The sequence below is a fragment of the Pseudomonas sp. PONIH3 genome (assembly GCF_002934345.1).
Lineage (GTDB): Bacteria > Pseudomonadota > Gammaproteobacteria > Pseudomonadales > Pseudomonadaceae > Aquipseudomonas > Aquipseudomonas soli.
In genome coordinates this window covers 3,002,299-3,024,257 of the sequence record NZ_CP026386.1, presented here as the reverse complement: position 1 = coordinate 3,024,257, position 21,959 = coordinate 3,002,299, and the positions used below count along the sequence as shown (strand labels likewise).

Here is a 21,959-nt window from a genome sequence, read left to right as displayed (position 1 = left end):
GCCTGGCTCTGCCTGATCGCAATCAGGCAGAGCCAGGCACATCCTTTACTTCAGCTTGGCAAATGCCCGCTCGGCAGCATCCAGGGTGATCTGCAGCTCCTTGTCACCATGGGCGATTGAGGTGAAGCCCGCCTCGAATGCGCTTGGCGCCAGGTAAACGCCGCCTTCGAGCATCAGATGGAAGAAGCGCTTGAAGCGTTCGGCATCGCTGGCCATCACGTCGTCGAAGGTGACGATATCGTCGGCGCCGCTGAAGTACAGGCCAAACATGGCGCCCGCCTGGGTGGTTACGAACGGGATACCGGCAGCGTCGGCACGCTGTTGCAGGCCATCGAGCATGCGGCTGGTGAAGGCACTCAGCTCGTCATGGAAGCCCGGGCGGCTGATCAGCTTCAGGGTGGTCAGGCCGGCGGCCATGGCCAACGGATTGCCCGACAGGGTACCGGCCTGGTAGACCGGGCCCAGCGGGGCGATGCAGCCCATGATCTCGCGCTTGCCTCCGAAGCAGCCGACCGGCATGCCGCCGCCGACGATCTTGCCGAAGGTCGACAGGTCGGGGGTGATGCCGTAGTGGCCTTGGGCACCGCCAAGGGAGACGCGGAAGCCGGTCATCACCTCGTCGAAGATCAGTACCACGCCGTGTTTGTCGCACAATGCGCGCAGGCCTTCGAGGAAGCCCGGCGCCGGCGGGACGCAGTTCATGTTGCCGGCCACCGGCTCGACGATGATGCAGGCCACGGTCTGGCCGACATCGGCCAGGGTCTTCTCGACGGCGGCGATGTCGTTGAACGGCAGGGTCAGGGTGTGCTTGGCGAAGTCCGCCGGCACCCCGGCCGAGCTTGGCACGCCCTGAGTCAGCAGGCCGGAGCCGGCCTTGACCAGCAGGCTGTCGGAGTGACCGTGGTAGCAGCCTTCGAACTTGATGATGGCGTCACGGCCGGTGTAGCCACGGGCCAGGCGGATGGCGCTCATGGTCGCTTCGGTGCCGGAGCTGACCATGCGCACCATCTCCATCGACGGCACGATCGAGCAGACCAGGTCGGCCATCTCGGTTTCCATGGCGGTCGGCGCGCCGTAGGACAAACCGTGCTCCAACTGCTTGCGTACGGAGTCCAGCACGTCCGGATGGGCATGGCCGAGGATCATCGGGCCCCAGGAACCGACATAGTCGACGTAGCGCTTGTCGTCTTCATCGATGACGTAGGCGCCTTCGGCGTGCTTGAAGAACAGTGGGGTGCCGCCGACGCTCTTGAAGGCGCGCACCGGCGAGTTGACGCCACCGGGGATGTGTTTCTGGGCTTGGGCGAACAGGGCTTCGGAACGGGACATGGGATCTTCTCTCGAAATCAGCAAGCGAACAGGGCATTGAAGGCGCGGGCGCGGCGGGTGACTTCCTGCGCGCTGTCGGCACCGAACAGGCCGTGGATCACCGCCAGCAGGTCGGCGCCATGGGCGACCAGCGGGGCGGCGTTGTCGAGGGTGATGCCGCCGATCACCGCGATCGGCAGCTTGACCTGGGCGCGGGCCTGCTCCAGCAGATCGACGCTGGCGGCGGGCGCACCCGGTTTGGTGACGGAATTGAAGAAGCGACCGAAGGCGACATAGCTGGCGCCCTCGTTGGCGGCCTGCTGCGCGAGGTCGAGGCTGGCGTGGCAGGTCGAGCCGATGATCGCCTGGCGGCCGAGCAGGGCGCGGGCCGGCGTGAGCGGGCCATCGGTCTGGCCGAGGTGCACGCCAACGCCCAGGCGGGCAGCCAGTTCGGCGTCGTCGTTGATGATCAGCTCGGTGCCGTAACGCTCACAGAGCGTCTTCAGCGCTTCGGCCTCGCGCAGTCTGGGGGCGGTGTCGTCGCTCTTGTCGCGGTATTGCAGCAGACGAACGCCACCTTCCAGTGCCGCTTCAACGTGGGAGAGGAAACGGCCGGCCAGCAGCTGGCTGTCGGTGATCGCGTACAGACCGCGGAGCTTCATCGGATGGCCTCGAGTCAGGAACAGAAATCCAGGGGCAGGCGGCGCGGCACGTACTGGCCCTTGCCCAGCTGCTCTGCGTCGCGCAGGGTGCGCCAGGTGTAGTCCAGGGCGCTGCGCACGGCGCTGGTCAATGCTTCGCCCAGGGCCAGGCGGCCGGCAAGGGCACTGGCCAGGGTGCAGCCCGAGCCGTGGTAGCTGCCCGGCAGGCGTTGGCAGGTCCAGGTGTGCTGTTGACCGTCGCGGCTATACAGGCGGTTGTGGATTTCCACCTCGTCGCCGTGACCGCCGGTTATCAACAGGTGTCTACAGAACGGCAGCAATTTCTCGGCGCACTCGTCTGCGGTGCCTTCGGGCAGTTCCGCCAGAATGCGTGCTTCCGGCAGGTTCGGCGTGGCGATGGTGGCCAGCGGCAGCAGGCGTTCGCGCAGCGCGTAGCCGACCTCGTCCTTGCCCAGGCGGCCACCGCCACCGGCGCGCAGCACCGGGTCGCAGACCAGTGGCAGGTGCGGGTGGGCGGCCAGCAGTTCGGCGACGGTGTCGACCATCTCGATCGAGCCGAGCATCCCCAGCTTCACCGCGGCCACCGTGGAGTCGGCCAGCACGGCGTTGGCCTGGGCCAGCACCCACTCGCGGTCGAGCACGCGGAAGTCGGAAACGTTGACGGTATCCTGCACGGTCAGGGCGGTCACGGCGGGTGCGGCGTGACAACCCTGGGCGATCAGGGCTTCGATATCTGCCTGCAGCCCGGCGCCACCACTGGGGTCGTGGCCGGAGAGACAGAGGACAACGGGGCGGGAGCTGTAGGTATTCATGGTCGGCGAGCTTATCACCAAACCTTTTTGTGCGGTTCGGTCGCGGTGAGAGATTTGCTGATCAAGTGGTCAGATTGGTTTTATTGGATATTCTGAAACGTGCGTTCTAGAGCCTCTGCTTTGAAATTGACAGTAGCTGCTGAGCAATGCTGGAGGCTATGCTAGAGTGCTCGGATAACTCGATGAACGGGTTCTGCCGGATCACGTCGTCTCAAAGGGAAGGGAGGCAACCGCGACGCGACCGGACAGGCCATGCTGGGGCTGTATGCGCTATTTGCTGATTGTGCTTCTGGGCTGCTTGCCCCTGCTGGCCGGAGCGGTCGAATTCGACGACGCCACCGGACGCTTGCCGCTGGGCCGCTACATGCAGGTCTATGAAGACCACGAAGGCAGTGCCAGCATCGCTCAGGTCAGTGCCGGCGCATTCGCCAAACGCTTCCATGCCCATCACGACGAGGTGCTCAACGCCGGCTATTCGACCTCCGTTTTCTGGCTCCGGGTCGATCTCGCCTATGCAGCCACACCTTCGCCAGCACCACGCCAGTGGTTGCTGGAGCTTGCCTACCCGCCGCTGGATCATCTGGAACTCTATCTGCCCGACGCCCAGGGCACTTATCGGCTGGCCCAGCGCACGGGTGATGCCCTGCCCTATGCCAGCCGGCAGATCCGCCAGAACAACTACCTGTTCGAGCTGCCACTGCGTCCCGGTCAGGCGACGACCGCCTACTTGCGTCTGCAGAGCGAGGGTTCGATCCAGGCGCCGCTGACCTTGTGGTCGGCTCAGGCTTATCTGGAAGACCAGCCCACGCGTCTTTATGTGCTGGGGATGATCTATGGCGTGCTGCTGGTGATGCTGGTGTACAACCTGTTTCTCTACCTCAGTGTGCGTGATGTCAGCTACCTGTACTACATCCTCTACATCGCTTCGTTCGGCCTTTATCAGGTCTCGGTCAATGGTGCCGGCATCGCCTACTTCTGGCCCGACAGTCCCTGGTGGGCCAACGCCGCCACGCCATTTTTCATCGGCGCCGCCGGGCTGTTCGGCTGCCAGTTCGCCCGGCACTTCCTGCAACTGGGCAACCTCAGCCGTGGCCTCGACCGCCTGCTGAAGGGGTTGATGGCTGGCGGCGCGCTGGTGATGGTGCTGGCGGTGACCCTGCGTTACGGCGTGGCGCTGCGCATGGCCACGCTGCTGGCGCTGTTGTTCACCGTGAGCGTCTTCAGTGCGGGGTTGTATGCCTGGTGGCGCGGCTTGCGCGTGGCGCGCTGGTTCATCATCGCCTGGACGGCCTTCCTCGTCGGCGGGCTGGTCAACACCTTGATGGTGCTGGGGTACCTGCCCAACCTGTTCATCACCATGTACGCCAGTCAGTTGGGCGCTGCGCTGGAAGTGGCGCTGTTGTCGCTGGCCCTGGCCGACCGCATCAACAGTTTGCGTGAGCAGCAGGCCCAGGCCCTGCGCGAAACCGGACGCACCCTGGAGCAGATGAACCTGCAACTGGCCCGCAGCAACCGGCTCAAGGACGAGTTCCTCGCCACCGTGACCCACGAGCTGCGCACGCCGATGAACGGCGTGATCGGTTCGCTGGAGCTGCTGCACACACTGCCCATGAGCGCCGAGCAGGCTCAGTACCATCGCACCGCCACCGGTTCGGCCCAGGACATGATGGCGATGGTCGACGATATCCTCATCCTCACCGAACTGCAGGCCGGGCGCCTGCGCAACCATGGCATGGCGTTCAGCCTACGGCGCCTGCTCCAGGAACTGCGGGCCGGTTATGCGAGCCAGGCGCTGGCCAAGGGCCTGTACCTGAGCCTGGACATCCCCGCCGACCTGCCCGACAGCCTGGTCGGCGATGCGCAGAAGCTCGCCCGCTGCCTGGCGTGCCTGGTGGACAACGGGCTGAAGTTCACCCACCAGGGCGGCGTTACCGTGCAGGCCCGTGGCCGGCGTACCGGACCTGACAGCCTGGCCCTGAGCCTCACGGTCAGCGACAGTGGCATCGGTTTCGACGACCTGGACCAGGCGGTGCTGTACCAGCGCTTCTTCCAGGTGGACGGTTCGATGACCCGGCGCTATGGCGGATTGGGGATCGGCCTGTCCATCTGCCGCCAGTTGAGCGAGTTGATCGGCGCCACGTTGTCCCATGAGTCCACCCAGGGGCTGGGCAGTCGGTTCGAGCTGACGCTGCCCCTGGCGGTGGCACAGGTGCAGGCTCCACCGGCGCGTGCCGCCTCGAGGCTGGACCGCTTCTGAACAGAGGTGCCCCCGATGTAGTCCGTTTTGTCACTTTGACTGACCGGCCCGCGGTGCTTCACTGGGTTATCCAGGCATGAACGGATCCAGGAGGCCCACGATGAACCTGCACCAGTTCGCGGAAACCCACGAAGTCACCAACCAGCCGCCGTCCCTCGACGGTGCCAACCTCTACCGCCTCGACCAGCCCTTGCAGGAGTGGTCGCGGCGCTTCGGTGCCGGCTGGGCCGAGTCGCGGATCGACGCCTACGGCGCCCTGGCCGGTGGCCCGCTGATGGCGGCGGGTTTCCTGGCCAATGCCCACAAGCCCGAGTTCAGCAGCCATGACCGCTATGGTCACCGCATCGACCTGGTGGAATTCCATCCCGCGTATCACCAGTTGATGCGTACTGCCGTCGAGCATGGCCTGCCCTCGTTGCCGTGGGCGGAGCCACGAGACGGTGCCCACGTGGCCCGGGCCTCGATGACCTATCTGCACAGCCAGGCCGAAGCCGGTACCGGCTGCCCGCTGACCATGACCTTCGCCGCCGTGCCGGCCCTGCGCCTGCAGCCCGAGCTGGCTGGCTACTGGCTGCCCAAGGTCCTTGCCCGCGAGTACGACCCGCGCAATGTCGGCGACCGGCACAAGGCCGGCGTCACGATCGGCATGGCCATGACCGAGAAGCAGGGCGGTACCGATGTGCGCGCCAACACCACCCGCGCTTACCCGGTCGGCGCGCCCGGGCCGGGCCAGCCCTATGAACTGGTGGGGCACAAATGGTTCTGCTCGGCGCCGATGTGCGATGCCTTCCTTACCCTGGCGCAGACCGACAAGGGCCTGAGCTGCTTCCTGTTGCCGCGCCACCGCCCTGACGACAACCGCAACCAGTTCTATATCCAGCGCCTGAAGAACAAGCTCGGCAACTGTTCCAACGCATCCAGCGAAGTGGAGTTCCGTGGCGCCCTGGCCTGGATGGTGGGCGAGGAGGGGCGTGGCGTGCCGACCATCATCGAGATGGTGGCCATGACCCGCTTCGATTGCATGGTCGGCTCCAGCGCCTTGATGCGCCAGGCCTTGACCCAGGCCGCGCATCATTGCGCCCACCGCAAGGTCGGTGGGCGCGTGCTGGCCGAGCAGCCCTTGATGCAGAACGTGCTCGCCGACCTGGCCCTGGAAAGCGAGGCCGCATTGGCCCTGAGCCTGCGCATGGGCCAGGCGCTTGATCGGCTCGACGACCCGCAGCAGGCACATTTCTCCCGCCTGGTGACAGCCGTGGGCAAGTACTGGATCTGCAAGCGCGCCCCCGGGATGATCAACGAGGCCGCCGAGTGCCTGGGCGGCGCCGGCTACGTCGAGGACAGCATCCTCCCGCGGCTGTACCGCGAGGCGCCGGTCAACTCGACCTGGGAGGGCTCGGGCAATGTGCAGTGTCTGGACGTGCTGCGCGCCTTGTCGAAGGAGCCGGGTGTGCTGGAGGCACTTTTCACTGAGCTCGGGGATGGTCATGGCGACCCACGCCTGGCGGCGTTCATCGGCAACCTCAAGGGCGCTTTCGCCGATACTGGCGATATCCAGTACCGCGCCCGGCAGCTGACCGAGGACATCGCCGTGGCGTTGCAGGCCAAGCTGTTGCTGGAGGCGGGCAACGCCACGGTGAGCGATGCGTTCATCGGCAGCCGGCTGGGCGCTGGCGGGCGGGTGTATGGTGTGTTGCCGCGCGGGGTGGATGCTGCGGCGTTGGTGGCCAGGGCCACGCCGGCGTGGGCCGGTTAACGCCATCGCGGGGGTGTTTTTACCCTGCAACGCAGGCAAGATGGTGGTCATGCATTCCATAAGACAGGAAGCCCAGCGTGAGCCAAGCGTTTGTAGTCGTTGATACCCCCGAACAGGCCGTCGACCGTCTGGCGGCCTTGCATGAACAGGCCACCGGTGCCCTGAGCCAGGCCCTCAAGCGCTACCTGAAAGACCGCACCGAGCCCGGTGACGAAGAACGCGCGCTGTTTCGCTACCCGGCCCTGCGCCTCATCTATTCCAGCCAGGGCGAAGTCGCCGCGACCACCCGCGCCTACGCCAAGGTCCAGGTGGATGGTACCTACAGCGTCACCGTCACCCAGCCCGCGGCGTTCCGTGGCTACCTGCTCGAACAGCTGCGCCCCTTGATGCACGACTACACCGTGACCGTGGAAGTTGGTGTCAGCGAACAGAACATCCCTTACCCCTACGTGGTAGACCAGGGCGATGAGCTGGCGGGCAGCGGCATCACCGCGGCCCAGCTGGCACGCGTTTTCCCCAGCACCGACCTGTCGGCGGCCACCGACAACACCGCCGATGGCCTGTACGACTGGGAAAGCGCCGAGACCCTGCCGCTGGCGCTGTTCGACGCCGCCCGCGTGGACTTCTCCCTGCGCCGCCTGGTGCACTACACCGGCAGCGACTGGCGGCACATGCAGCCATGGATCCTGCTGACCAACTACCACCGCTACGTCGACCAGTTCATCGCCCATGGCCTTGAGCAACTGCGCGAGGATCCACGCTTCGTGCGCATGGTCCTGCCGGGCAACGTGGTCATCGAGAAGGGCATGGACAACGGCGAGGCCCAGGCGCTGGTTGCCAGCGTGGTCTGGCACCGCTACCAGATGCCGGCCTACCACCTGATCGCCGCCGACGGCGATGGCGTGACCCTGGTCAACATCGGCGTCGGCCCGTCCAACGCCAAGAACATCACCGACCACCTGGCGGTGCTGCGTCCGCACTGCTGGCTGATGATTGGTCACTGCGGCGGCCTGCGCCAGTCGCAGACCATCGGCGACTATGTGCTGGCCCACGCCTACATGCGCCGCGACGGCATCCTCGACCGGGTTGTGCCGCCGAACATCCCGATCCCGGCCCTGGCCGAGGTGCAGCTGGCGTTGCAGGAGGCGGCGGCGCAGGTCACTGGTGAGCGTGGCGAGCAGCTCAAGAAGCGCCTGCGCACCGGCACCGTGCTCACCTACGACGACCGTAACTGGGAGCTGCGCTGGGCCCAGGAGCGCCCGCTTATCAACCTGTCCCGTGCCGTGGCGGTAGACATGGAAAGCGGCACCATCGCTGCCCAGGGCTACCGACTGCGCGTTCCCTACGGCACCTTGCTGTGTGTCTCCGACAAGCCGCTGCACAGCGAGATCAAGCTACCGGGGTCGGCCAACGCCTTCTACAACCGCGCGGTCAGCCAGCACCTGAAGATCGGCATCGCCGCCCTCGACCTGCTGCGCACCGAGCTCAACTCGCTGCACTCGCGTAAACTGCGCAGCTTCGATGAGCCGCCGTTCCGCTGAGGATCCATGCCCCTGCCACCCCGTAGCAACCCGCGTCGCCCTGCGGCGCGACCCACCGGCCCGCGTCGCCAGCCCAAGGCGCCGCCGGCCGAGCCGCGCCTGATCCTGTTCAACAAACCGTTCGATGTGCTCACCCAGTTCAGCGACGGAGAAGGGCGCGCCACGCTCAAGGATTTCATCGACATTCCCGGCATCTACCCGGCCGGGCGCCTGGACCGCGACAGCGAAGGCCTGCTGCTGCTGACCAACGACGGGCGCCTCCAGGCGCGGATCGCCGACCCCAAGCACAAGCTGGCCAAGACCTACTGGGTGCAGGTGGAGGGCGAGCCGAGCGAGGAGCAGCTACAGCGCCTGCGCGAGGGCGTCGAACTCAACGACGGGCCCACGCTACCGGCGCAGGCACGTCAGCTCGAGGAACCCGAGCTGTGGCCGCGCAATCCGCCGGTCCGCTTTCGCAAGAGCGTGCCGACTGCCTGGCTGGAGCTGGTGATCCGTGAAGGGCGCAACCGCCAGGTGCGGCGGATGACGGCGGCGGTGGGGCTGCCGACCTTGCGTCTGGTGCGGGTGCGTATCGGTGACTGGACGATCGAAGGGCTGCAGCAGGGATGTTGGCGGGAAGTGGCGGCGAAGCTGTAGTCGCCGCCCAGGGTGGGGTTGTCAGACCCCTTCCAGGAACCCCACCACCACGCTCTTGATGATGAACGCCAGCACGCCAAGGCCCAGCACGAAGAACAGGATCAGCGTGCCGAAGCGGCCAGCCTTGGACTTCTTCGCCAGGTCCCAGACGATGAAGCCCATGAAGGCGATCAGCACGGTGACGAGGATGATCATCATCCATTCTTCGAATACGGCGGGATCCATCGGTTTACTCCAGGCAAGCACAAAGCCCGATCATACGCCGGGCGCGCGGGGATTCAACGCAGGTGGGTCAATGGCAGCTCAGTGCTGGCCAGTACCTGGTTGAGCACGAAGCTGGAGCGCACGCTGGTCACCCCTTCGATACGGGTCAGGCTGCCCAGCAGCAGTTTCTGGTAATGATCCATGTCCGGCACCACCACCTTGAGCTGGTAGTCGGCGTCCATTCCGGTAACCAGGCTGCATTCGAGGACCTGGGGCAGGCTGCGGATCGCCGCCTCGAAGGTTTCGAAACGTTCGGGGGTGTGCCGGTCCATGCCGATCAGCACATAGGCCGTAAGGCTCAGGCCGAGTTTCTTGCGATCCAGCAGCGCTACCTGGCGCGAGATATAACCGTCGTCTTCGAGCTGCTTGACCCGACGTGAGCAGGGTGACGGCGACAAGCCGATGCGTTCGGCCAGTTCCTGGTTGGAGATGCGCGCATCGCGCTGCAATTCGGCGAGGATGCTCAGGTCGTAGCGGTCGAGCTTGCTCATGAAAAGGGCCTTTTCTGTTCAGATTGCGGCGAATTATCGATCCTGAGTGAAAAATTGCGCAAGCCCTATTTAACAGAGCAATCTTCGCAATCCTCTGCCCCGGCGTCTGCCCTATCTTTATCAACAGAATCACTGCCCGGACATCAGTCCACGGCGACGCGCCCTAGGCGGGCGGTCGCGGCCAGCGATCCAACAGGATCCGCCAGGCCCCCGGGCTACGCACTGTCCAGAAGACGGCGCGAGGTGAGCCGGTGCCACAAGTGCCGAGCACGGACGACAATTCCCGAAGGGAGGCCGCAAGGCCTCCCTTTTTTATTGTGCTGAAGATTGCACAGGCCTGGCCTGGCGGCGACTCGCCACGGCGAGCGCCGCCAGCAGCACCAGCAAGCCGCCGATCACGGCAATCATGAAGCCGCTGCGCGCTGTCGTGGCGTCCACCCATTGGCCGGCACCTGCCGCGCCGATGGCCACGCCGACATTCAACCCGGCGAGCAGCCAGGTCAGGCCCTCGGTCAGCTGGCGCTCTGGCACGCTGCGCTCGACCAGGGCCATTGCCACGATCATGGTCGGGGCGAAGAACACCCCGGCCATTAACACTGCCGCCGCGAGCTGGGCGATATTGCCGACCAGGAGCAGCGGCAGGGTGCTGAGGGTGGTAGCCAGCGCGCCGACCAGCAACTGACGGGGCAGCGACATCCGCCAGCGCAGGGTGCCGAACAGCAGCCCGGAAACGCAGGAGCCCACGGCATAGGCCGACAATACCAGGCTGGCGGCAGCCGGTTGCCCTTGTTCGCTGGCGAAGGCGACGCTGACGATGTCCACGGTGCCGACGATCATGCCCATTGCCGCCATCAGCAGCGTCAGCTGAGGCACCCCGTCGCATCGCCAGGCCGGCAGGTCACGTCTGGACGAGGTTTCGGCAGGGGCCACCGGTGGTTCGCTGCCGGTCTGCAGGGTCAACGCCAGGGTACCCAGCAGCAGTAACGCGGCAGCCGCCAGCAACCCGGTCTGGGGCCACAGCGCCACGCTGAGCCCGACGGCCAGCGGTGGGCCAGCAATGAAGCTGGCTTCATCGAGTACGGTTTCCAGCGAGTAGGCAGTCTGCAGTTGCGGCTGGCCACGGTACAGATGGGTCCAGCGCGCCCGGACCATAGCCGACATGCTCGGCATGCAGCCGGCCAGCAGGGCGGCGACGAACAGCAGCCAGTCGGCGCTACGCCACCAGGCGCAGGCAGCCATCAGCAGCAGCCCGAGCACGCTCAGCAGGCTGGCCCGCGGCAGCACGCGGCGCTGGCCCAGGCGATCCACCAGGCGTGATACCTGTGGCGACAACAGGGCATAGGTAAGCACGAAGCAGGCCGACACCGCCCCGGCCAAGGCATAGCTGCCGCGCCATTGCGCCACCAGCGTAATGATGCCGATACCGGTCATGGGCAACGGCAGGCGGGCCAGCAGGCCGGCCAAGGTGAACCCGAGGGTGCCGGTCGGGACGAACAAGTGTGCATAAGGGTTGGGCATGTCGCTTCCTCCGTGAGACGGCCCGCTTGCTGGCGGCAAGGCAGGACGTGGATAATACGTACAGTGCGTATGATTAAATATTCATACGAGTTGAATGTAAATATTCATACGGATTGTACGTAAAGGAGAGGCCATGGTTCGTCGCACCCGCGCCGAGATGGAAGAAACCCGCGCCGCCTTGCTGGCAATGGCCCGCCAGGTCTTCAGCGAACAAGGTTACGCACAGGCGTCCATGGATGACCTGACCGCTCGCGCCGGGCTTACCCGTGGCGCGCTCTACCACCATTTCGGCGACAAGCAGGGCCTGCTGGCGGCCGTGGTGGCACAGATCGATGGTGAGATGGATGCACGTCTGCTGGCCATCTCCGCATCCTGCGATGACCCCTGGCAAGGCTTCTGCCAGCGTTGCGAGGCCTACCTGCGCATGGCCCGCGAGCCGGAAATCCAGCGCATTGTCCTGCGTGATGCGCGCGCCGTCCTGGGTGCGGCCTCGCCTGAGGCGCAGCAGCATTGCATCGCATCACTGCAGCGGATGCTCAGCGGGCTGGTCCAGCAAAGTGTGGTTGCCGAGGCCGATCCCTGGGCGTTGGCGGCCCTGGTACATGGCAGCCTGTCGGAGGCGGCGGTCTGGATCGCCCAGGTGGAGGACGGCGATTCCCGCCTCGGCCAGGCTCTGGTTGCCCTGGAATTAATTCTGCGTGGCCTGCTGGCGCGCTAGGCTGTCGGCTATTTCATCTGCCGGTCGCGGTCTGCGCAGTAGACTGCGAACGGTAAAGGCGAGCGTTTTCATCGAGAGGAACAACATGAGTTCGCGCATCTGGCGGTTGGCAGGCGTTGGTTTGCTGGGCCTGGGCATCAGCCTGGGCGCCATGGCCGAGGGCCCCGGAGACGGGCATGACGGTCATGGCGGCCAGCAGGAGCAGGGCGGTGGTGAACGGCGCGGATCACCGCTCAATTCACGGGACGAAGTGCGCCAGACGCAACCGCCGCGCCAGGGCTACTACCAGGACATTCCCCGGCGTTACGGTGACAACCGTCACTGGGAGGCGGGAGGTCCGGGTCAGCGCCCCGGCGGCGATTGGTCGGGACGGCCCGATGGTCATGGCAATGGCTGGGGGCCAGGACCGCAGTATCACCCAGGGCACACCGTCGATCGCTTCCCGGACCGCTACTGGAAGGTGCCTTATCGTGGGCAGGACTACTTCTACTCGGGCGGGTATTGGTACCGGCCCCATGGCGGCGGCTACGTGGTGGTCACGCCGCCTTACGGTGTGCGGGTCGGCTATCTGCCGCCCTATGCCCGCGAGGTGTGGTTGAGCGGTGCGTTGTTCTTCCTGGTGGCCGACACCTACTACCAGTACCTCGCCGACAGCCGCGAGTACGTGGTGGTCAACCCGCCCAGCGTTGCGCCTGCACCGCAGCAGCAGGGCAGTGGCTATGATGTGATCGCCTACCCGATGTACGGCCAGGGGCCGGAGCAGCAGGAGCAGGACCGCTACCAGTGCCACCGCTGGGCGGTGAGCCAGTCGGGGTTCGATCCGGCGACGGCGACCTATGCGCCGCCGGCCAATGTGGCGGACAACTATAGGCGGGCATTGGGGGCCTGCCTGAGCGGCCGCGGCTACAGCGTCAATTGACAAGTCAGTTGCGATAGCCGGCTACACCGGGTCGGCATGAACCATTACATCGGCCCGCGGATAGTGTTGGCGAATGACCTGAGATGCCTGCACGCACAATTCATGGGCGGCGTGCAGCGGCATTTCGCCGGGCAACTCAAGATGCAGCTGCACGAACCACTGGTTGCCGGACACCCGTGTGCGCAGGTCGTGTACGCCCTTCACGCCTGGTATCGCCAGCACTATTTCATGCATGCGCTCGCCGACATCGGCCGGCAGTTCCTTGTCCATCAGGATTGCCGTGCTTTCGCGAGCGATATGCAGCGCGCTCCACAGGATATACAAGGCGATCCCGAGGCCGAACAGGGCATCGAGCTGCGGCCAGCCGAAGCGGGCCAGCAGCAGCGCCAGGAGGATGCTGGCGTTGAGCAGCAGGTCCGAGCGGTAATGCAGCGAGTCGGCTCGCACGGCCGTGGAGCCAGTCGCCCGGATGACTTTGCGCTGGAATGCCAGCAACGCGAAAGTGAGCACCAGCGACAGCAGCATCACGGCGATACCGGCAGCGGTATCGCCCAAAGGCTCTGGCGACGACAACCGATCAACCGCCTGGACCCCGATCAGAACCGCGCTGACCCCGATGAACAGCGCCTGGGCCATGCCGGCCAGGGCTTCGGCCTTGCAATGTCCGAAGCGGTGGTCGTCGTCGGCGGGGCGCAGAGCGTAGTGAACGGCCAGCAGGTTAAGGAACGAGGCGGCGGCATCCAGCGCCGAATCGGTCAGCCCGGCCAGCAGGCTGACCGAGCCGCTCAGCCACCAGGCCACGGCCTTGCTCAGCACCAGGATGCAGGCAACGCTCAGCGACGCACGGGTGGCCAGGCGCAGCAGGCGTTGGTGTTCGGCGTTGGCGGTCATGCGCTATGAATCGTCCGTGGTCAGATCAGGCGGCGGGCACCAGGCCGTAGCTGGCCAGTTGTTCGACACTGCCACGGTGCTGGATCAGCCGTGGGTCGTTCAGCGGCAGGCGCTGGCCCAGTTCGCTCTCCAGGATAGCCTGCAGCTTGGTCCTGTCGACGTGGCCATCTGCATTGATCGCCGGCTTGAGCTTGGCCGGGTCGACCTGAGCGCTCTTGCCGCCAGGGTAGTAGATGGCACCGGTGGCAAAATCGATGCCGAAGGCGATCAGGCCGGGGAGCACGTAGAAGAGAATACCTATGGCATCCATGGCCGCCACCACAGGGTCGATCTTGCCTTCGATCTGGCCGCGACGGTCAGGGTAGAACAGGGTGCCGCAGGCCGTCAGCTGGGTCAGCAAGGTGGCGATGAGGGCGCCACCGATGACGCGGGAGGGGATGCGCATGTGAATCTCCGAAAGGTAACGACGATCAAGGGCGCGGCAATCGCCGGCGCCTGAGGTTAAGACCATGATAGGGCAGCCTCGGTTCGCCGTTATACTCGGACGATTGTTCGAGGACCACCATGATTTCATTACCGATCGATGCCGTACTGTCCGACCTGCGCCAGGCCCTGGCCGAACGTGACGAAGCGGTGCTCGAGGCGCCACCCGGCGCCGGCAAGACCACCCGCGTACCACTGGCGCTGCTCGACGAACCCTGGCTGGCCGGGCAGACCATCCTCATGCTCGAGCCCCGGCGCCTGGCCGCCCGCGCCGCTGCCGAACGCCTGGCCAGCGAGCTGGGCGAGAAGGTCGGCGAAACCGTGGGTTATCGCATCCGCCTCGACAGCAAGATCGGCCCGAACACGCGCATCGAAGTGGTCACCGAAGGCATCCTCACCCGCCGCCTGCAAAGCGATCCTGCGCTTGAAGGCGTGGGCCTGGTGATCTTCGACGAGTTCCACGAGCGCAGCCTGGATGCCGACCTGGCCCTGGCCCTGAGCCTCAACGGCCGGGCGCTGCTGCGTGACGAGCCGCCGCTGAAGATTCTGCTCATGTCGGCGACCTTGGAGGGTGAGCGCCTGTCGCGCCTGCTCGACGATGCACCGATCATCAGCAGTCAGGGGCGCATGCACCCGGTGGATATTCGCTGGAGCCGGCCGTTCCAGCCTGGCGAGTTCGTCGAGCCGCGCGTGGTCGACTGCGTGCTCCAGGCCCTGGCCGACGAATCCGGCAGCCTGTTGGTGTTCCTCCCCGGGCAGGCCGAGATCCGCCGCGTGCACCAGGCTCTGCAGGAGGCCGTGGGCGAGCGTCCGCAGATCCTGCTCTGCCCGCTGCACGGCGAGCTTGAGCTGAGTGCCCAGCGCGCCGCCATCGAGCCGGCGCCCAAGGGCCAGCGCAAGGTGGTGCTAGCCACCAACATCGCCGAGACCAGCCTGACCATTGAAGGTGTGCGCGTGGTGATCGACGCAGGGCTTGCGCGGGTGCCACGCTTCGACCCCGGTAGCGGCATGACCCGCCTGGACACCCAGCGCATCTCCCGGGCCAGCGCCACCCAGCGCGCCGGTCGGGCCGGGCGCCTCGAGCCTGGCGTGTGCTATCGGCTGTGGTCCGAGGCGCAACACGACCAGTTGGCGGCCCATGGCAGCGCCGAGATCCTCCAGGCCGACCTGGCCGGGCTCGCCCTGCAGCTGGCGCGCTGGGGCGTACCACCGGAGCAGCTCAGCTGGCTCGACCAGCCACCTACGGCCGCCTATGGCCAAGCCCTGGACCTGCTGACCCGACTCGGCGCCTTCAAGCCAGGTTGCCGCGACGTTCTGAGCGCCCATGGCCAAGCCATGGCCGAGCTGCCTGCGCATCCACGCATCGCCCATTTGCTGCTGCGCGGTCAGGATCTCGGGTTGGCCGACCTGGCGTGCGATGTCGCAGCGTTGCTGGGCGAGCGCGACATCCTGCGTGGCGGTGGTGCTGACCTGCATAGCCGGCTGGCTTTGCTCAGCGGTGAAAGCCGCGCCGCGCGAGGTGGGCAGGGCGGTGTGCAGCGTGCGCGGCAGCTGGCCCGGCAATACCGCGGCCAGCTGCGTGGCAAACCGCGCAACCCGGTCGCCGACCCCGACCATCCACGCTGGCTGGGCGCGGTGCTGGCGCTGGCCTACCCCGACCGGGTGGCGCAACAGCGCCGCGAAGGCGGCGGCGAATACCGCCTGGCCAATGGCCGGGCGGCACTGTTCGCCGAAGCCGATGTGCTGATGAAGAGCCCGTGGCTGGTGATTGCCGATCTGGGCAGCCGGCAGGGGCAGCGCGAGGAACGTATCTACCTGGCTGCAGAGTTCGACCCGGTATTGTTCGACGCAGTGCTGGCCGAGCAGGTCGAGCAAATCGACCTGCTCGACTGGGACGAACGCGAGCAGGTGTTGCGCGCCGAGCGCCAGCGCAAGGTCGGCGAGCTGGTCCTCAGCCGTGAACCGTTGCCTGGGCTGGACGACGAGGCGCGGGCCAAGGCGTTGCTCGGCCTGGTTCGGCGCAAAGGCTTGAACCTGCTGGCCTGGACCCCGGAACTGCGCCAGTGGCAGGCCCGCGTCGCGCTGCTGCGTCAGCTGGATCTGGAAAAGGACGGCCACAGCGAGTGGCCCGATCTGGGCGATGACGCCTTGCTGGCCAGCCTGGAATACTGGCTGCAACCCTACCTGGGCAAGGTGTCGCGGCTGAGCCATTTCTCTAACCTGGACCTGGCCTCGATCCTGCGCAACCTGCTGCCCTGGCCGCTGCCCCAGCGCCTGGACGAGCTCGCACCGTCGCACCTGGCCGTGCCTTCGGGCTCAAGCATACGCCTGGACTACAGTGAGCAACCACCGATCCTGGCCGTGCGCCTGCAGGAGCTGTTCGGCCTGGCCGATACTCCACGCATCGCCAATGGGCGGCAGCAGGTCAAGCTGCACCTGCTGTCGCCAGCACGTCGGCCTGTGCAAGTGACCCAGGACCTGGCCAACTTCTGGCGCACCACCTACGCCGAGGTGAAGAAGGACCTGAAAGGGCGTTATCCCAAGCATTACTGGCCGGACGACCCGCTGGTGGCGCAAGCCACGGCCAGGGCCAAGCCGAGGAAACCCTGAACGCGCGCGATCAGTTGGCTGCGCCCGCCTCACTCTCCAGCAGCATGAACAACCTGTACAGCACCACGGTGCTGAACAGCTGCAGGAAGCCGCTGAGGCTGTCCAAAGCCAGTTGCACACCGGCCTGCGGTTCGGGGAACAGCTGCAGCAGCAGGCCGTCAATCAGCCACAGCGGCGCCAGCACCGAGAGCATGCACACCATGATGCGCAGGAAGTGCCCGGTGGTCATGCGCGCGCTGGTGCGCATCGCCTCGATCACCGGCAGGCCGCGCAGCACCAGCAGGTACTCGGCGAACACCAGGTTCACCATGATCCACACGCCGGGGAAGATGAACAGCGCCAGGCCGGCCATGATCAGCAGCGAGCTGATCACGATCAGCAGGGCCAGCATCGGCCACAGCTGCAGGGCGCGGGCGAACAGGTCGCGCTTGGCGGTGTCCTGGCCATTGCTGCGGGTGTCGAGGTAGAGGATCAGCGCGGCGCTGTACAGCGGATAGAACAGCAGGCTGACCAGCATGCCGTAGGCAGGCGAGGCCTGTTCGCCGAGATGGTTGTAGAGCAACTGGGTGCCGAGGGCCTCAAGTACCACCAACGGCAGGCACAGCTGGAGGATGCTCGTCAGGTGACGGCGGAAGAAGTACAGGGAGTCGCGCAGAACGCTCAACGGATTCATCGGTCAACATCGCATGGCGGAAAAAGCAGGGCGTAACTTTAGCCCAGACCGCCCGCTTGCTGAAAAAAGTTTCATGGCCGGGGCAATTGAATCACCGCGCCCGGCCCCCCATCTTTGACGCTGTCCGATGCCCTGTTCAGCGCACGAGGTTGCCCCGATGAACACTGAAGAACAAACCCTGATCGATGGCCTGTTCGGCCGTCTCAAGCAAGCCGAAGACCCGGCCCAGCCGCGCGATGCCCAGGCCCAGGCACGCATCGAGGAGCACCTGCGCCAGCAGCCGGCGGCGCCGTACTACATGGCCCAGGCGATCCTGGTGCAGGAAGCGGCGATCAAGCGCCTGGACGAACAGAACAAGCAGCTCGAGGCCGAGCTCAAGCAAGTGCGGGCGCAACTGGAGGCAAGTCGCCCCAGTGGCAGCGGCGGCGGTTTTCTTTCCAGCATCTTCGGCGCCGGAGCGCGCAGCCCGGAGCCGCAGCGGCCGGTGGCACCGGCTTCGAGTTCCTCAGGAGGCTGGCGTGAGCCATCGCCACAGGCTTATTCCCCGCCGCAACCACAACAGGGTTTCGGTGCGGCGCCTGCTCCGGCGCGCAGCGGTGCCAGCAGCTTCCTCGGCGGGGCAATGCAGACTGCTGCGGGGGTGGCTGGTGGCGTGCTGCTGGCTCAAGGTATCAGCAGCCTGTTCAACCACAACTCGCAGCCTGAAGAAATCGTCGAGGTGATCAAGGAAGAGCCGGCGCCGGCCAGCGATGCTGGAGGCTGGAACGATCAGGACAGTCAGCGCCAGGTGGCCGACAACGGTGGCTGGGGCAATGACCAGGGCGGGTTCGCCGATACCGACTACAGCGGCGGCGACGATGGCGGCTTCTTCTCGGACGACGACTACGTCTGAGGGCTCTGGCATACTGCAGCGTCTGATTGCGGGGCAAGTCCGCTCCTGCCGAAGCGTGGGGGCGGGCATGCCCCGCGATTGTCTGCCACCGCCAGAGAGAGGCTCCCGGTGAAGAAAATCGCGCTGTTCGCCGATGTACAGAACCTCTACTACACGGTTCGCCAAGGCCATGGCTGCCATTTCAACTACGCCGCGCTGTGGGCCGACGTCAGCCGCGAGGGCCAGATCGTCGAAGCGGTGGCCTATGCCATCGACCGCGGCGACAGCAAGCAGCAGCAGTTCCAGCAGATCCTGCGCAACCTCGGTTTTGAGGTGCGCCTCAAGCCGTTCATCCAGCGTGCCGACGGTTCGGCCAAGGGCGACTGGGACGTTGGCATCACCCTCGATGTGATCGAGGCGGCAGCTCGGGTCGACCAGGTAGTGCTGGCCTCCGGCGACGGTGATTTCGACCTGTTGCTGGAGCGGGCAATGCAACGCCATGGCGTGGAAACCGTCGTGTACGGCGTGCCGGGGTTGACGGCGTTGTCGGTAATCCGCGCCGCAAGCCGCTACGTGCCGATCGAGGGCAGGCTGCTGCTGCGTCACTGAACCCAGGCTCAGGTTTTTTTGCCGTTGCCCCCCAGATGCCCCAGCGGCACCCTTCGTGCCACCGCGCTGGACAGGATGATCGAGGTCTTGGTGAAGCCCAGCTGCGACACGCGGTTGATCAGCGCCTCCAACTCGCCCATGGACGTGACGGCCGCTTGCATGATCACGCACGGGTCACCGGTCACTCGGTGGCACTCGGTGAGTTCAGGGATCTTCTCCAAGGCCTCGTAGGCCTGCTGGTTGCCATGGCTGGCCAGGCGCAGTTCCATCACGCACTGGATCGGCAGGCCGATTTTTTCCAGGTCGACCTTGGCCGTGTAGCCGCTGATAACACCGCTGGCCTCCAGCTTGGCCACCCGCTCGGCCACCGCCGGGGCGGAGAGATTGACCTGGCGCGCCAGCTGCGCGTAGGTGGCCCGGCCGTTTTCCAGCAGCGCGGCGAGAAGCATGCGATCGTACTTGTCCATGGCGATTCCAGGTGACCTTGCAATCGACGGTGAAGCGTCTGCATAACCGTGTATTGCAAAGTGTTTTGGTGTTTTAAACGTGTTTTGTAACTTAAGTTTGCGCGAGGGCCTTTCTAAACTAATCCACCCGTAAACGGATTTCGAGCCCTGCCATGTCCACCGCCCGCCGCTTCCCGCTGTTGCTCATCGGAGCCTTCCTTGCCTTGTACCTGGTGTGGGGCTCGACCTACCTGTTCATTCGTATCGGCGTGGAGTCCTGGCCGCCGATGCTGATGGCCGGGGTGCGTTTCGTGATTGCCGGCAGCCTGCTGTATGGCTTCCTGCGCTGGCGTGGCGCGCCGGCGCCGACCTGGCCGCAGTGGCGCGCCGCCGGCGCCATCGGCTTTCTCCTGCTCAGTTGCGGCAACGGTGGCGTGACCCTGGCCGAGCATGCCGGAGTCGCCTCGGGCGTGGCGGCGCTGGCGGTAGCCACGGTGCCGCTGTTCACCCTGGTGTTCGGGCTGTTCTTCGGCCATCGCAACTCGCGCCTGGAATGGGCGGGGATTGTTTTGGGGCTGGTCGGCATCGGCATGCTCAACCTGGGCTCGAACCTGCAGGCCAGCCCCATGGGCGCGGCGCTGATCCTGTTCGCCGCGGCGGCCTGGGCCTTCGGCTCGGTGTGGAGCAAGAGCCTGCCGCTGCCCCAGGGCGCCATGGCCAGTGCCGCGGAAATGCTGGTGGGCGGCGCCGCCTTGCTGATCGGCAGTGCCGTGAGCGGCGAGCGCCTGACCGAGATGCCCACGGCGGCCGGTTGGGGGGCGCTGGCCTACCTGGTGTTCTTCGGCTCGATCCTGGCGTTCAGTTCCTACATGTACCTGCTCAAGCACGTGCGTCCGGCGGCTGCGACCAGCTACGCCTACGTCAACCCGGCGGTGGCGGTGCTGTTGGGGATCGTTTTCGCCGGCGAGCAGATCGGCGCCGAGGAGTGCGTGGCCATGGCGGTGATCATTGGCGCGGTGGTGCTGATCGGCCTGCCGCAATGGCGCAAGGCGCCGCAGCAGCCGGTGCCGCTGAAAGGCGAAATGTGCAAGTAGGGCAGGGCGTTGCGGTAAACTTGCCGCCTTCGCTGAACCCCCTGACGGTATTGCCATGAATTTCGCCCAACTCGGCCTGATCGAACCGCTGCTGCGCACCTTGCAGACGCTGGACTACACCACGCCCACCCCGATCCAGGCCAAGGCCATCCCCGCCGTGCTCGCTGGCCGTGACCTGATGGCCGCCGCCCAGACCGGCACCGGCAAGACCGCCGGCTTCGCCCTGCCGGTGCTGCAGCGCCTGGCCCTGGAAGGGGAGAAGGTCGCCAGCAACTCGATCCGCGCGCTGGTGCTGGTGCCGACTCGCGAGCTGGCGGAGCAGGTGCACAACAACGTGCGCGAGTATGCCGAAAACCTGCCGTTGAGCACCTACGCGGTGTATGGCGGGGTCAGCATCAACCCGCAGATGATGCGCCTGCGTCGTGGCGTTGACCTGCTGGTGGCGACCCCAGGCCGCTTGCTCGACCTCTTCCGCCAAAACGCGGTGAAGTTCAATCAGGTGCAGACCCTGGTGCTCGACGAAGCCGATCGCATGCTCGACCTGGGCTTTGCCGAGGAGCTGCAATCGGTGTACGCGGCGTTGCCGCGCAAGCGCCAGACACTGTTGTTCTCCGCCACCTTCTCCGAGCAGATCCGCCTGCTCGCGGGCCTGGCGCTGAACGATCCGCTGAGCATCGAAGTGAGCCCGCGCAACGCCGCCGCGACTACGGTCAAGCAGTGGCTGGTGCCTGTGGATAAAAAGCGCAAGGCCGATCTTTTCATCCATCTGATGCGCAAGCAGCGCTGGAAGCAGGTGCTGGTGTTCGCCAAGACTCGCAACGGTGTCGATCAACTGGTCGAGCGCCTGTTGGCCGAGGGCGTGAATGCCGACGGCATCCACGGCGACCGTCCGCAGGCCACCCGCCAGCGTGCCCTGGACAGCTTCAAGGCCCGTGAGATCCAGGTACTGGTGGCCACCGATGTGGCCGCTCGCGGCCTGGACATCGACGACCTGCCGCTGGTGGTCAACCTCGACCTGCCAATCGTCGCCGAAGACTACGTGCACCGCATCGGCCGTACCGGCCGCGCGGGGAACAAGGGCGAGGCGATTTCGCTGGTGTGCGCCGACGAGGTGCAATTGCTGGCCACGATCGAGACCCTGATCCGCCAGGTGTTGCCACGGCACGAGGAGCCGGATTTCATCCCCGATCACCGGGTGCCGGTGACCGATGCCAGTGGCCAGGTGCTGAAGAAACCGAAGAAGCCCAAGAAGCCGAAGGAGAACAGCGCCAAGCGCGGCCTGGGGCGCTGGATGGACAGCGAGGGCGCGGGGGCTGCGGCACCGGCGGTCAAGGCGGTGCGCAAGGTGCCGGCGTTCGGTGGCAAGCCGCGCAAGCCCAAGCCTTGAGATCCTCGGGGCTGCG

General features: G+C 66.0%; 21 protein-coding genes. 11 read left to right on the top strand and 10 right to left on the bottom strand.

Annotation, left to right across the window (positions count from 1 at the left end; translation table 11 throughout):
• Positions 1–45: 45 nt before the first annotated feature.
• From hemL to C3F42_RS13970, 3 genes are read right to left on the bottom strand one after another with little or no spacing between them, the layout of a single operon-like run.
• Positions 46–1,329, bottom strand: coding sequence for a glutamate-1-semialdehyde 2,1-aminomutase (hemL, locus tag C3F42_RS13980; RefSeq protein ID WP_038707284.1), 1,284 nt, complete (start codon positions 1,327–1,329; stop codon positions 46–48).
• 17 nt (positions 1,330–1,346) lie between these two features.
• Entirely contained in the window at positions 1,347–1,970 is a 624-nt protein-coding gene (thiE, locus tag C3F42_RS13975) for a thiamine phosphate synthase (protein WP_038707285.1), read from the bottom strand.
• 14 nt (positions 1,971–1,984) lie between these two features.
• The gene (locus C3F42_RS13970) at positions 1,985–2,782 is read right to left on the bottom strand and encodes a hydroxymethylpyrimidine/phosphomethylpyrimidine kinase (protein WP_038707286.1); all 798 of its coding nucleotides are present in this window, start codon (positions 2,780–2,782) and stop codon (positions 1,985–1,987) included.
• Positions 2,783–3,047: 265 nt separating this feature from the next.
• Here C3F42_RS13970 and C3F42_RS13965 point away from each other — a divergent pair, with 265 nt between their 5' ends.
• The 4 genes from C3F42_RS13965 (at position 3,048) to C3F42_RS13950 (ending at position 8,969) form a co-directional block, all read left to right on the top strand.
• The gene (locus C3F42_RS13965; RefSeq protein ID WP_094012281.1) at positions 3,048–5,039 is read left to right on the top strand and encodes a hybrid sensor histidine kinase/response regulator; all 1,992 of its coding nucleotides are present in this window, start codon (positions 3,048–3,050) and stop codon (positions 5,037–5,039) included.
• Between the two features lie 100 nt (positions 5,040–5,139).
• Positions 5,140–6,792 (top strand): acyl-CoA dehydrogenase family protein, encoded by a 1,653-nt coding sequence (locus C3F42_RS13960; protein ID WP_104444553.1) that lies wholly within the window; start codon positions 5,140–5,142, stop codon positions 6,790–6,792.
• A gap of 77 nt (positions 6,793–6,869) precedes the next feature.
• A complete protein-coding gene (amn, locus tag C3F42_RS13955; protein ID WP_023632409.1) occupies positions 6,870–8,333 on the top strand; it encodes an AMP nucleosidase in 1,464 nt (487 codons plus the stop codon).
• Positions 8,334–8,339: 6 nt separating this feature from the next.
• A complete protein-coding gene (locus C3F42_RS13950) occupies positions 8,340–8,969 on the top strand; it encodes a pseudouridine synthase (protein ID WP_104444552.1) in 630 nt (209 codons plus the stop codon).
• Between the two features lie 21 nt (positions 8,970–8,990).
• On the opposite strand, the gene C3F42_RS13945 is transcribed toward C3F42_RS13950, so the two are convergent.
• The 3 genes from C3F42_RS13945 to C3F42_RS13935 form a co-directional block, all read right to left on the bottom strand.
• Entirely contained in the window at positions 8,991–9,194 is a 204-nt protein-coding gene (locus C3F42_RS13945) for a DUF2788 domain-containing protein (RefSeq protein ID WP_023631482.1), read from the bottom strand.
• A gap of 53 nt (positions 9,195–9,247) precedes the next feature.
• Positions 9,248–9,724, bottom strand: coding sequence for an Lrp/AsnC family transcriptional regulator (locus C3F42_RS13940; protein WP_011535815.1), 477 nt, complete (start codon positions 9,722–9,724; stop codon positions 9,248–9,250).
• A 312-nt stretch (positions 9,725–10,036) separates the two neighbouring features.
• Positions 10,037–11,242, bottom strand: coding sequence for an MFS transporter (locus C3F42_RS13935; protein ID WP_094012278.1), 1,206 nt, complete (start codon positions 11,240–11,242; stop codon positions 10,037–10,039).
• Positions 11,243–11,375: 133 nt separating this feature from the next.
• Here C3F42_RS13935 and C3F42_RS13930 point away from each other — a divergent pair, with 133 nt between their 5' ends.
• On the top strand, positions 11,376–11,960 hold the full coding sequence (locus C3F42_RS13930; protein ID WP_094012277.1) for a TetR/AcrR family transcriptional regulator: 585 nt from the start codon (positions 11,376–11,378) through the stop codon (positions 11,958–11,960).
• Between the two features lie 85 nt (positions 11,961–12,045).
• The gene (locus C3F42_RS13925; RefSeq protein ID WP_046857260.1) at positions 12,046–12,879 is read left to right on the top strand and encodes a DUF6515 family protein; all 834 of its coding nucleotides are present in this window, start codon (positions 12,046–12,048) and stop codon (positions 12,877–12,879) included.
• 21 nt (positions 12,880–12,900) lie between these two features.
• On the opposite strand, the gene C3F42_RS13920 is transcribed toward C3F42_RS13925, so the two are convergent.
• Together C3F42_RS13920 and C3F42_RS13915 are read right to left on the bottom strand one after the other, a co-directional pair.
• Positions 12,901–13,770, bottom strand: coding sequence for a cation diffusion facilitator family transporter (locus C3F42_RS13920; protein WP_104444551.1), 870 nt, complete (start codon positions 13,768–13,770; stop codon positions 12,901–12,903).
• A 25-nt stretch (positions 13,771–13,795) separates the two neighbouring features.
• Positions 13,796–14,215 carry a hypothetical protein gene (locus C3F42_RS13915; protein WP_023631922.1) on the bottom strand — a complete coding sequence of 140 codons (420 nt, stop codon included), beginning with the start codon at positions 14,213–14,215 and terminating at the stop codon, positions 13,796–13,798.
• A 119-nt stretch (positions 14,216–14,334) separates the two neighbouring features.
• Here C3F42_RS13915 and hrpB point away from each other — a divergent pair, with 119 nt between their 5' ends.
• Positions 14,335–16,863 carry an ATP-dependent helicase HrpB gene (hrpB, locus tag C3F42_RS13910; RefSeq protein WP_104444550.1) on the top strand — a complete coding sequence of 843 codons (2,529 nt, stop codon included), beginning with the start codon at positions 14,335–14,337 and terminating at the stop codon, positions 16,861–16,863.
• A 10-nt stretch (positions 16,864–16,873) separates the two neighbouring features.
• Here the strand turns inward: hrpB and C3F42_RS13905 are convergent, their stop codons facing one another.
• Positions 16,874–17,536 carry a YciC family protein gene (locus C3F42_RS13905; protein WP_023631418.1) on the bottom strand — a complete coding sequence of 221 codons (663 nt, stop codon included), beginning with the start codon at positions 17,534–17,536 and terminating at the stop codon, positions 16,874–16,876.
• Positions 17,537–17,693: 157 nt separating this feature from the next.
• Between C3F42_RS13905 and C3F42_RS13900 the strand changes: the two genes are divergently transcribed.
• The gene (locus tag C3F42_RS13900; protein WP_038707292.1) at positions 17,694–18,428 is read left to right on the top strand and encodes a DUF2076 domain-containing protein; all 735 of its coding nucleotides are present in this window, start codon (positions 17,694–17,696) and stop codon (positions 18,426–18,428) included.
• A 108-nt stretch (positions 18,429–18,536) separates the two neighbouring features.
• Positions 18,537–19,016: an NYN domain-containing protein gene (locus tag C3F42_RS13895; RefSeq protein WP_023631362.1), complete on the top strand. Its 480-nt coding sequence runs from the start codon at positions 18,537–18,539 to the stop codon at positions 19,014–19,016.
• 8 nt (positions 19,017–19,024) lie between these two features.
• On the opposite strand, the gene C3F42_RS13890 is transcribed toward C3F42_RS13895, so the two are convergent.
• On the bottom strand, positions 19,025–19,483 hold the full coding sequence (locus C3F42_RS13890; protein ID WP_023631363.1) for an Lrp/AsnC family transcriptional regulator: 459 nt from the start codon (positions 19,481–19,483) through the stop codon (positions 19,025–19,027).
• A 152-nt stretch (positions 19,484–19,635) separates the two neighbouring features.
• Here C3F42_RS13890 and yedA point away from each other — a divergent pair, with 152 nt between their 5' ends.
• A complete protein-coding gene (yedA, locus tag C3F42_RS13885) occupies positions 19,636–20,556 on the top strand; it encodes a drug/metabolite exporter YedA (RefSeq protein WP_038707293.1) in 921 nt (306 codons plus the stop codon).
• Positions 20,557–20,611: 55 nt separating this feature from the next.
• The gene (locus C3F42_RS13880) at positions 20,612–21,943 is read left to right on the top strand and encodes a DEAD/DEAH box helicase (RefSeq protein ID WP_038707294.1); all 1,332 of its coding nucleotides are present in this window, start codon (positions 20,612–20,614) and stop codon (positions 21,941–21,943) included.
• Positions 21,944–21,959 lie beyond the last annotated feature (16 nt).

Coding starts and splice junctions, on each gene's coding strand:
- C3F42_RS13930 (WP_094012277.1), top strand. CDS start 11,376: ATGGTTCGTCGCACCCGCGCCGAGATGGAAGAAACCCGCGCCGCCTTG.
- C3F42_RS13890 (WP_023631363.1), bottom strand. CDS start 19,483: ATGGACAAGTACGATCGCATGCTTCTCGCCGCGCTGCTGGAAAACGGC.
- thiE (WP_038707285.1), bottom strand. CDS start 1,970: ATGAAGCTCCGCGGTCTGTACGCGATCACCGACAGCCAGCTGCTGGCC.
- yedA (WP_038707293.1), top strand. CDS start 19,636: ATGTCCACCGCCCGCCGCTTCCCGCTGTTGCTCATCGGAGCCTTCCTT.
- C3F42_RS13970 (WP_038707286.1), bottom strand. CDS start 2,782: ATGAATACCTACAGCTCCCGCCCCGTTGTCCTCTGTCTCTCCGGCCAC.
- C3F42_RS13965 (WP_094012281.1), top strand. CDS start 3,048: ATGCGCTATTTGCTGATTGTGCTTCTGGGCTGCTTGCCCCTGCTGGCC.
- C3F42_RS13935 (WP_094012278.1), bottom strand. CDS start 11,242: ATGCCCAACCCTTATGCACACTTGTTCGTCCCGACCGGCACCCTCGGG.
- C3F42_RS13940 (WP_011535815.1), bottom strand. CDS start 9,724: ATGAGCAAGCTCGACCGCTACGACCTGAGCATCCTCGCCGAATTGCAG.
- C3F42_RS13945 (WP_023631482.1), bottom strand. CDS start 9,194: ATGGATCCCGCCGTATTCGAAGAATGGATGATGATCATCCTCGTCACC.
- C3F42_RS13900 (WP_038707292.1), top strand. CDS start 17,694: ATGAACACTGAAGAACAAACCCTGATCGATGGCCTGTTCGGCCGTCTC.
- C3F42_RS13950 (WP_104444552.1), top strand. CDS start 8,340: ATGCCCCTGCCACCCCGTAGCAACCCGCGTCGCCCTGCGGCGCGACCC.
- hrpB (WP_104444550.1), top strand. CDS start 14,335: ATGATTTCATTACCGATCGATGCCGTACTGTCCGACCTGCGCCAGGCC.
- C3F42_RS13925 (WP_046857260.1), top strand. CDS start 12,046: ATGAGTTCGCGCATCTGGCGGTTGGCAGGCGTTGGTTTGCTGGGCCTG.
- C3F42_RS13905 (WP_023631418.1), bottom strand. CDS start 17,536: ATGAATCCGTTGAGCGTTCTGCGCGACTCCCTGTACTTCTTCCGCCGT.
- C3F42_RS13920 (WP_104444551.1), bottom strand. CDS start 13,770: ATGACCGCCAACGCCGAACACCAACGCCTGCTGCGCCTGGCCACCCGT.
- C3F42_RS13880 (WP_038707294.1), top strand. CDS start 20,612: ATGAATTTCGCCCAACTCGGCCTGATCGAACCGCTGCTGCGCACCTTG.
- C3F42_RS13915 (WP_023631922.1), bottom strand. CDS start 14,215: ATGCGCATCCCCTCCCGCGTCATCGGTGGCGCCCTCATCGCCACCTTG.
- hemL (WP_038707284.1), bottom strand. CDS start 1,329: ATGTCCCGTTCCGAAGCCCTGTTCGCCCAAGCCCAGAAACACATCCCC.
- C3F42_RS13960 (WP_104444553.1), top strand. CDS start 5,140: ATGAACCTGCACCAGTTCGCGGAAACCCACGAAGTCACCAACCAGCCG.